The following is an 11,031-nucleotide window of genomic DNA, read 5'->3' as shown; positions in this document are numbered from 1 at the left end:
TTAACCTAAGTTGCTACTTTGAAATAGGATGCGTTATTTTCAGAGCATTTTTAGGTGCTTTTTCATAAATCATCGGAGGCAACCTGGCAAGCCCCGGAGGGGCGACATGTGTGTCGTTGAAACATCAGTAATTGTCCAATACAAATTGTCCTTAAATATCTGTAGCTTTCTTAGGTGGCAACTTGGGGTAAAATAATCGAAAATCCGCATAATCTGATAAATCCACGATTCGGATATGCACACAACCCATTCCGCATTTCTGATGAATGTTGAAGTCATCAAAATCTCTTATAACTTATAACGCAAGTTGCCATCTTTGTAGCATAATCTGTTAGATTGTGCCCTAAAGACGCAAACTAACAGTTTACATTACAAAACCCCGCAGATCCTCAACGACTTTCAATGAAAATGAGGTTTACGTACCTAAAATATTATAAGTAGCAACTTGGGTAACTTGTAACTATTTCAATAGAGGATACTATGTATAAACGCCTTTTTTCGCTTATTATTATTTTGTTTATAGTTATTAACGCTGCGTATGCCCAAGACCCACAGTGGATGCCGGATCCGATTCTCCGAAAAGCTGTCCGTCAGCAACTTGAGATAGATACCGATACCCCCTTGACGAAAGCAGATATGCTCGAATTGGTTGCGTTAGATACAGCGAAACTTCAGATAGCCAAAAAGATTAACGATCTCACAGGTTTGGAGTATGCTGTAAACCTTGAATTTCTTATTCTTCCACAAAATCATATCCAGGACATCCGTCCGATTGCGGATTTAACGAAACTCACATTCCTTGATTTGGGAGGTAATGCCATTTCAGATATTTCGCCGCTCGCAGAACTTGTCCGTCTTGAGGTGCTGGGGTTGTGGAGCAACCAAATCGTAGATGTTTCGCCGCTCGCAGGGTTAGTGAACCTAAAAGATCTTGCCCTTCAAGATAATCAGATTGCCAACGTTTCATCGCTTGTTGCCTTGACGAGTTTGACGGAATTGAATGTACGCAACAATGTAATTGTTGACCTTTCACCACTCACGGAACTCACCAATATAGAGGTTCTGGATTCTGAAGGTAATCCAGGTAGTATTGCCTTAGAATGTGAATTACCCAGGTCCGCCGTTATACCTCGGATTGAAGCCCGTGAATATCCATCCATCTTCGGATCATGGTCTTCCGTCCGAAACCGCCCGCCTATACTACCGAGACTTCCAGGGGCATCAGCAGATGAGCCTATAGCCTATTTCAATCTATATTTTTGTTGTCCTGAAACGTTGGGTTTGAAGTTCAAAAACACCAGCGTTGGCGTTCATCTGATTGGCGATTTCCAAAGAGCTAAAGAGCGGCGAGATGCGCTCTTGGCGTTTAATCCTAATGCGATACTCCTCGTGCCGATCGTATATTACACTAGCCCATCTGCTCATGGACATCCTGAAGATAGTGTTTTACAAGACCTTTGGCTTCGGGACGAAAATGGCAATCGTATTGTAGATAGTTGGGGGGATACGCTGTTGGATTTTACATTGCCTGAAACGCAAAAATTTGCGATTGATCAAGCCAAAGCTATCGCATCGTGCGGTTTATTTGACGGTATATTCTTCGATCATTGGAGTGAAGGACGAAGGCTTCGTGAGTATCGAACACTTGAAGCAGAACACGTCGCACGCGATAAAATCTTGCAAGGCATTCGCTCCACGGTAGATGACGATTTCTTGATAATGGTAAACGCCAATGAAGATAAGATTCCAAGATGGGCAGAATATATCAACGGCACGTACAGGGAAACATTTCCTACCCTAGAAATACCATTTAGTGAAATAACAGATGTGGATAAACAGTATCGATCTCTCGGCTATAGTCGGGAGAGTCTTTCAAGGATTGAAGAAGCCATAATTTGGTCAGAAAGCCATCTCCAAGAACCACAGATCAATGGTTTGACTGGATTTGGAATTGAGGGAGAACCACCAGATTCCCCACGAAATCAGCAGTGGATGCGCATTTTCACGACGCTGAGTTTAACGCATTCAGATGGCTATCTGGAATATCAATTTCGCCTATTTTCCTTATCCATTAACCCTGGTGGTGGTGAACCTGTTGCTCACTGGTATGATTTTTGGGATGCGCCGCTGGGGCGTCCTGTCGGTGAAAAGGGACGACGCTACAAAACGCCTAAAGGTGTCTCTATCGAAGGACTTTTCATCCGTGAATTCACCAAGGCAGACACAAACAATCACTTTGCCGACCTCAGCAATAGGCGTAGCTAGTGACGTGAATAACACCGTTCACACCCTCCCAGACTTAGATGGCGAAATCTATTTGAAGGCGGAAACCGATCCTACTGCGGACGTCAACGGAGACGGCGCGGTGAACATCCTTGACCTCGTCGCCGTCGCTAATGCATTTGGCAAAGATGCCCCGGATGTCAATGGTGATGGTGTTGTCAATATCCTTGACCTCGTCGCCGTCGCTAATGCATTTCAGTAAACTAATAACATGAGGATCTTATCGAATCTATATTATCCTGCCATTCTCTACCAGAAAATTTCACTTGGCAACACTTGGGACTACCCTTATAGATTGGGAATCAAAGCCTTAGCGAAAGGAAAAATACATGAAAAACTGGAAAACATTTATTATATTCGTCTGTCTATTGACACTTATTCTGGTCAACCCTCACAGGGTCTATGCCCAACAGAACCTCGCCCAACAAGCGTATGCAATCTTTGAAAGGAATTGTCTCAACTGCCACGGTGAGCATGGAGCGTTTACTGAGGAAATTATTATTGAACATACAGCACTCATCGAAACCGGGGCAGTCGTTCCGGGGAAACCTGCTATAGAATCCGAACTCTATAAACGACTCCTCACAAACGATCCAGCAAAACGGATGCCACTCGGTCAACCCCAACTGCCACCAGCGGCGATTCTGACGATTGGCAACTGGATTCAAGCAGGGGCACCGGATTGGGAAAGCACCTCTGAAACAGATGGCCCCTTCATTACTCCCAAGGAGATGCTCGACACCATTGAGAAGCACGTCAACTCCCTTTTACCCTTTGACCGTGCCTTCACACGCTATTTTACGATGACGCATCTCTATAATGCCGGTGAAAGTGTGGAAGCACTCCACACCTATCAGCGAGCACTCTCGAAACTCGTGAACAGTCTCTCTTGGGGACGCACTATTAAAGTCCCACAACCCATTGATTCAGAAGAAACGATCTTCTACATCGACCTTCGCGACTACGAATGGGAGGTCGGGTCCAATCGCTGGACGCTGATCGAGGCGGCATATCCTTATGAGATTGAGTTTAACGCGCCAACACAGACAGCCCTCCGTGAAAAACTGACAAACCTACGGGAAAAAATGGCGTGCGAAGTGCCGTTCGTTCATGTGGATTGGTTCATCGCAACAGCCGCCTTGCCGCCACTCTACCATGACATCTTGGGACTTCCTGAGACAGATCGTGAGTTGGAGACTCGATTGGAAGTGAATGTTGTCGAAAATATTCGCAACGCTCCGGGAAAACGCGTCTGGCGTGCGGGTTTCAACGATTCCGGTGTCTCTAATAACAATCGCGTTGTTGAACGTCATGATTCCCGATACGGTGCGTATTGGAAAAGTTACGACTTTGCCGGGAGTGTCGGGACACAGAATATCTTTACGCATCCGCTCTCATTCACGCACGACGGTGGTGAGATTATCTTTAATCTCCCAAATGGATTGCAGGCGTACTACCTCGCGGATGCCAGCGGCAGACGACTTGATGAGGCTCCGATAAACATCGTTTCCAATCCGGCTGCGAGCGATCCGACCGTCCGAAATGGATTGTCTTGTATTGGATGCCACACCGAAGGGATGAAAGATTTTCAAGATACGGTTCGGGCTGTTATTCAACGGAACGCGAACCCGCCTTTTAACAAGGACAGAGCGTTGCAACTCTATACTGATAAATCTACCATGGATCGTTTGGTGCGCGAAGATACTGACCGTTATAGGCAGGCACTTGAAGCGACAGGGGGTGTCTTTGGCGGGATTGAACCCGTTCAGCGATTCCACGAGGCATTTCAAAGACCCCTTGATGCAGCGCACGCTGCCGCCGCTGTTGGATTAGAAACCGAAGTGTTCCTTGAAAAGATTCGTGAGAATGTGAGCCTACAAAACTTAGGATTGCAGGTGTTGGAAAATAGTACGATGAAACGGGATGCTTGGAGATCTAATTTCGACCAAGTGCTTTCTGTGTTGAATACCCCCGATGGTGTTCTTCCGCCAACTGAAGTGCGTCCAGAGCGGATCCCCGGTACTGGTGTATACATTTCCGATCCGAACCTCCGTGCAGTAATCGCAGAGACACTTGGGAAAGAGGATACTGCTACTGTTCCGATTACACCTCAAGAGATGGCAACATTAACAACCTTAAGAGCAAGTAATAGAGACATTAAGGATTTGACAGGTATTGAGTACGCTATAAATCTGGAAGAGTTATGGATTTCAAATAATCCAATATCGGATCTATCACCACTTGCCGAATTGAAAAGCCTTATCGAAGTAGGTGCCTGGGATGCCGGAATATCCAATCTCTCCCCATTTTCAGGATTGACAAAACTGAGAGGGTTACACTTAGGTAGTAATCCAGTATCGGATCTATCCCCCTTGGCAAGTCTAACAAGCTTGGAAATATTGTACCTTTATGGATGCGGATTAGAAGACCTCTCACAGCTGGCAGGATTAACCGGTCTAAAACATCTGTCGATTGCTAACAATGCGAAACTATCGGATGTTTCACCCTTGGCAGGCCTCATCAATTTAGAATGGCTGGACTGTCATGGTTGCGATTCTTTATCTGATTTATCACCCTTGGCAGGGTTAACCAAATTGGAATATCTAAATCTTAACCACACCAGAAGAGTGTCCGATTATTCTTTATCGCCATTATCGGGTTTAACAAGCCTAAGACGTTTACGACTTGCTGAGAACAGGATTACAGACGTATCTCCACTTTCAGGGCTAACCAACTTAGCAAGGTTAGATTTACCCCGGAATGAAATAGTTGATATATCACCGTTATCGAGTTTAACAGGATTAACAGAACTGTACCTTCATGAAAACAGGATCTCAGACGTATCCTCACTTGCAGGGCTAATCAACTTGGAATGGTTAGATTTACGTGTAAATCAAATACCTGACATATCCTCTTTAGATGGGTTAGCTGCGCGGACATATATCAGTTGGCTTAATAACCCGGGTGCCCCTATAGGAGGTCGAAAAATAGAGGGACCTTGGTTATGGGTCCCGATTCCAGAAAAACAACTTGACAACAATACAGATTTATTGTCAGAAGTGAGTGAGGGTTCTGTAACAGAACATCAGATTGCTACGAGAGGCGCAGCGGAAGGAAAAGCAGTCGGAAATTATGAATGGACATCCCATAAAATTTCGCCTATAGGTACTTATGATGGACCTGTAAATAATATGTGGGAAATGGTGCGTGCTTTCGGCTTGCCTGAAGAATATGAATGGAAGACGGAAGTTATGATTGTCTACGGTTCCGTAATCTTAGATTCACCGCGGGAACAAAAAACAAGAATGTTTGTGGGAAGTGCGGGTCGCAACAAGGTTTGGCTAAATGGTAAGTTAATCTATGAGCAGTTAATCAGACCTGCAGAATACGATTATTGGTCGGCCGATAGTGCTGGTTTCAATCAGTATTTTCCTATCACCCTTAAACCGGGAGCAAATGTCTTGTTAGTTGCTGTTGGCAATGGAGGAACGATTACCGGGCACTTCGGTTTTGAACAAGGCACAGACTATACATTAATACCTTTCGGTGTCGGTTTCGCGTTTTCAGCAACTCAGACAACTCTTCTCGCTGACGATATGTTAACGCTAAATCTCAACGCAGAAGAGGTTACCAATTTAGCAGGATGGCAAGCAGATATTACCTTTGATCCGAAGGTCCTTGAAGCGACTGAAGTCGTTGAAGGCGATTTCCTGATGATGGAAGGTGGAGATACCTTCTTCCAAGGTGGTACAATTGATAATACGGTGGGCAAAATCAAAGGTATGTTTGCAGCGCGACAATCTGAAAATGGTGTGAGTGGCACAGGCACATTACTCTCTGTAACATTTAGGACAAAAGCGGGCGGCAGAACGCAAGTAACATTGGATAACTTTGAATTTGGCTCTATTACAGGCGACATCATCCCATCCCTTCCACCCAATATTACAATCACTGTGGGAGGTTATCCCGCATGGGATGTGAATCAGGATGGACGTGTGAGTGTCTTAGATCTTATTCTCGTGGCGCAGGATTTAGGGGCAAGCACACCTGCTAACTTACGGATCGACGTAAACCAGGATGGCATTATTAACATCCAAGACCTCATTCTTGTCGCACAACATCTTGGCGAAACGACCACTTCTGCAGCCCCTTCTGCTATTGCTATAGACACTTTGGAACTCTTAGATCCGGCAATGATACAAGCATGGATAACACAGGCACAAGTTGAAGATGACGGTTCTATTGCCTTCCGAGAGGGCATTGCGAACCTTCAACGCCTCTTAGCATCGCTAATACCAGAAGAGACAGTACTGCTTGCCAACTATCCGAACCCGTTCAACCCAGAGACATGGATACCGTATCAACTCTCGGAACCCGCAGATGTCACCTTGCGTATCTATTCTGTGGGGGGTAGTTTAATCCGAACGTTAGTGCTGGGACAAATGCCCGCTGGAATTTATCAAAGTCGTAGCCGTGCGGCGTATTGGGATGGCAGAAACGCTGTCGGTGAACGCGTTGCCAGTGGTGTCTATTTCTACACACTCACGGCAGGCGATTTCACGGCAACGCGGAAGATGCTGATACGGAAGTAAGACGGCATTGATGAGATTATAAAAAAGAAGGGTGGAAGTTAGAGGCTTTCCACCCTTTCTATCTTTAACGGCTCGTTTGAGAATTGTGAATACTATTTCTTATTCTTTAATAGGACTTACGCAGTTGACCCGTTTTCGTGTGATCTTTGGTTCGTAGTCGCCATAAGGCATTCATACCCGGGGAAGTGCATAAGCACTTCATACCGTTGATTCTGATTCATGCGACGTGCATTATTGCGCCTGCTTGGGGAATATTCGCTCAATTTTGGCATGAAAGCCCATTTTGCGTAAGTCCTGTTTAAAAAAATAGCAACTTGCGTTAAATTAGTGCAGACTTTTAATAAAAAATTGTGTCTTTAATAACAGTGGAAGGTAAGGTCCCACATTAAATGGTTCAATCTGTGAATTCTATATACTACAATTGCATGCAAATGCGGCACATAAACGACACCTGCCTACAGATATTGGCAACGCGATCCTTCCAAATGAAAACAACACGAGGGAACCTTCAAGGCTGCGAAACCTATTCATGAATCATGGAGAATCCTGATGGAAAGAGAAGACGATGTTCAATTGATACAGAGAATTTTATCAGGGGATGATGTCGCGTTTAGCATCTTGGTCGAAAAATACCAAAAAAGCGTTCATGCGCTTGTATGGCGAAAGATCGGTGATTTTCATTATGCTGAAGAGATTACGCAAGACACCTTCCTTCAAGTATATAAAAAACTCCCGACGCTCAAAGATCTCCATCAATTTGCCGGATGGCTCTATGTCATCGCGAATCGGCGGTGCCTGAATTGGCTGCGAAAGCAAAAATCTGCGATGCAATCGCTGGAGGATACACGCGTGGATGAAGTCGAAAAACTCTCCTATGCTCACTATTTGTCGGAGCACCGCGAGGCAGCAGCCGAGGAACGCCGGCGTGAAACCGTGAAAAAACTTCTGGAAAAACTGCCGGAAAGTGAACGCACCGTCATGACGCTTTTCTATCTCGGCGAAATGACAATGAAGGAAATTAGTAAGTTCTTGGGTGTTTCCGTAAAGACGATCAGTAGTCGGCTCAGTCGAGCACGCAAACGTTTACGGGAGAAAGAAGAAACCTTGGTTCAAGAAGTTCTCGGCGGTGTGCAGATATCGGCGAATTTAACCCAGAACATCATGCAGCAAGTCGCTGACTTGAAACTGACCCCACCTTCGGCTACGAAACCGTTGCTCCCATGGGCGGCTTTTGGCGCAGCTGCTGTTTTGATTCTATTTTTGATCGGATTCAGCAACCAACACCTCACTCGCTTTCAGAAACCCTATAGTTTCGAGGCGGAATCTGAACCGACCATTGAGATCGTGGATGTGTCTATTGTCTTAGAGACTAACGCGAAACCAGCACTGCGAAATCAAATTGGGCGTGCTGTCGTTACCGCTGGGAATACCAACAGTAACGGCTTACAGGTTTCTGCAAGGAACTCAACATCGGACGCGCCGGTGCATCCAAAAGATACTCACGCGTGGATGCCCGACCCCGAATTGCGTGCTGCTATTCGGGAGGAACTCGGACTACCCGCAACGGCATCCTTGACCAAGGATAATATACAAGAACTGGAGCACCTAAATGCTGAAGGAAGGGGTGTTACTGATCTAAAGGGTTTAGAATTCGCTCGAAATTTAGGACATTTACATTTAGCGGATGAGGGTAATTATGTTACCGACTTAAGGCCCCTTGCTATGCTTACTTCCCTGACGGATCTCAATGTAGGCAATAATCAAGTAGCAGATCTGAGACCTCTCGCTACCCTAACGAATCTAACCGAGTTAAGTCTCTGGAATAATCAAGTGACCGATGTATCTCCCTTGAGTTCGCTGACTGCTCTGATCTACCTGAATTTGGCTGATAATCGTGTAAGGGATCTAAGTCCGCTTGTGAATCTGAAAAGTTTAGAAGTATTAGACCTTTTTGACAACGAAGTTGAAAACGTTGTTCCACTCGCAGGTTTGGAAAACCTAAAGGAACTCATTCTTACAGACAATCGCGTTGGAAACTTAAGTCCACTAACGGAACTGACGGAATTGCAGACAGTGTTGCTCAAAGGGAATCCGATAAAAGATTTCACACCACTGTCGGCATTGAATCTCACAGACCTGAAATACGACGCTGTATCGGATCCAGCAGAGCAAACACAGCCTTCCGAAGCGTGGATGCCAGACCCAGCGTTGCGAGCAGCAATTCGGGGTGAAATCGGACTGCTACCCGATATTCCCTTGACGAAAGAAAGGCTACTAAAGTTGGGCTTTCTCAATGCGCATGACAAAGGCATCCTGGACCTCACAGGATTGGAGTTCGCAACGAATCTTAGGGGCCTGGATGTGCGCCAGAATCCGATAACAGATTTACGTCCATTGTCGAATTTGACACAACTCGTGGAGTTTCATTTTTGGCACGTTCTTAGCGAATCTCATTAACTTAGAGATGCTTTCTCTGGAGGGGAACTGGATTTCGGATATCCGTCCGCTGATGGGCTTGAAGAAACTTCGCCGCTTGCATCTCTCAAATAATCAAATTGAGGAGGTGAGTCCACTTGCAGGGTTGACGGAACTGTGGCAATTGTGGCTTGAGAGAAATCCGATAAGAGATTTGACGCCACTCTCTGGATTGAATCTTACAGACCTCAACATTTCTAATAATCCGATAAAGGTTTCGGATATAAGTCCGTTGGCGGCGTTGAAAGAACTTCAAACCTTGGATCTTTTAAATAGTGGCGTTTCCGACATCCGACCGCTATCAGGACTGACGGAACTACGGACATTGTTGCTCAAAGGCAATCCGATAAGAGATTTGACGCCACTCTCTGGATTGAATCTTACAAACCTGAAATACGATGTTATCGGACAGACAAAGGGACAAACAGATTTTGCTGAGGCATGGATGCCTGACCCAGCATTACGCACCGCTGTTCGGGGTGAAATCGGATTGCTGCCTGATGTTCCCCTGACAAAAGAGAGGATGCGATCGGTCGGCTATATTGATATTGCGGGTAAGGGGATTTCTGACCTCACAGGTTTGGAGTTTGCGACAAATCTTAGAGAACTCGACCTTAGGGACAATCCGATAACAGACCTCCGTCCGCTTGCTAATTTGATGACGCTTGGACGTTTATACCTCTCAGATATCTTGCCAAGCACGCCAACCCTTGACCTGCGTCCGTTAGCGAATCTCATCAATTTAGAGGAACTCACTCTCGAGAATAGCAAGGTTTCGGATATAAGCCCATTGGCGAGGTTGAAAAAACTTCGGATCTTGAATCTGTCGCATAACGACATTTCCGACCTGCGTCCCTTAGGTGGTTTGAGGGAACTGCGGAAATTGCAGATCAGAGGAAACCCAATAAAAGATTTCACACCACTTTCTGGATTAAACCTGGAACACCTGAAATAAGACAAGCACCCTACCCTAACAACGAAACTTGTCAAAGAAGAAAGGAGCGGGCTTCCTCCCCTACCTGAAGACGGGGTTTCCAGCCCAAAGATATTGATGAAACTCAAAGAAAAATATATCCTTCTAATTGTCTTCGCACTTGTCATTTTAGTGCCTAAAACTACTGATGCCCAAGAGAATCTCGCCCAACAGGCATCCGCTATTTTTCAACAAAATTGCCTCAATTGCCATGGCGAACATGGCGCATTTACAGAGGAAATCATTATTGAGCACACCGCACTCATCGAAACAGGCGCAGTCGTTCCGGGGAAACCGATTGAATCCGAAATCTATAAACGACTCCTCACAAATGATCCAGCAAAACGGATGCCAAGCAATCCTGACCATCGGCAACTGGATTCAAGCAGGCGCACCGGATTGGCAGATGCCAGAACGAGATACCGACTTTATTGCACCCACCGAAATGCTTGAAACGATTGAGAAGCACGTCAACTCACTATCACCCTTTGACCGTGCCTTCACACGCTATTTTACAATGACGCATCTCTACAATGCCGGTGAGAGTGCGGAGGCACGCCATGCCTATCAACGTGCCCTCTCGAAACTCGTGAACAGTCTTTCTTGGGGACGCGAGGTCATCAAACCGCAGCCTATTGATCCAGAGGAGACGATTTTCTACATTGATCTCCGAGACTACGAATGGGAGGTTGGAATCAATCGGTGGAC

At 45.7% G+C, this 11,031-nt stretch carries 4 protein-coding genes and 1 pseudogene (1 of these 5 only partly in view); all 5 read left to right on the top strand.

Translation table 11 applies throughout. The features are described 5' to 3' along the window. Positions 1-2,029: 2,029 nt before the first annotated feature. The gene (locus tag J4G07_21890; protein MCE2416636.1) at positions 2,030-2,485 is read left to right on the top strand and encodes a hypothetical protein; all 456 of its coding nucleotides are present in this window, start codon (positions 2,030-2,032) and stop codon (positions 2,483-2,485) included. A 127-nt stretch (positions 2,486-2,612) separates the two neighbouring features. Further along, positions 2,613-6,875, top strand: coding sequence for a leucine-rich repeat domain-containing protein (locus J4G07_21885; GenBank protein MCE2416635.1), 4,263 nt, complete (start codon positions 2,613-2,615; stop codon positions 6,873-6,875). A gap of 549 nt (positions 6,876-7,424) precedes the next feature. Further along, a complete protein-coding gene (locus J4G07_21880; protein MCE2416634.1) occupies positions 7,425-9,332 on the top strand; it encodes a sigma-70 family RNA polymerase sigma factor in 1,908 nt (635 codons plus the stop codon). Positions 9,333-9,339: 7 nt separating this feature from the next. Continuing rightward, a complete protein-coding gene (locus J4G07_21875) occupies positions 9,340-10,305 on the top strand; it encodes a leucine-rich repeat domain-containing protein (GenBank protein ID MCE2416633.1) in 966 nt (321 codons plus the stop codon). Positions 10,306-10,401: 96 nt separating this feature from the next. Continuing rightward, positions 10,402-11,031 (top strand): annotated as a pseudogene (locus J4G07_21870) (leucine-rich repeat domain-containing protein); it runs 3,294 nt beyond the window's last position.

The sequence above is a fragment of the Candidatus Poribacteria bacterium genome (assembly GCA_021295715.1).
In the GTDB taxonomy this organism is placed as follows: Bacteria; Poribacteria; WGA-4E; order WGA-4E; family WGA-3G; genus WGA-3G.
Note: the sequence above shows the minus strand (reverse complement) of the source record. Positions and strands in the feature narration are given on the sequence as shown.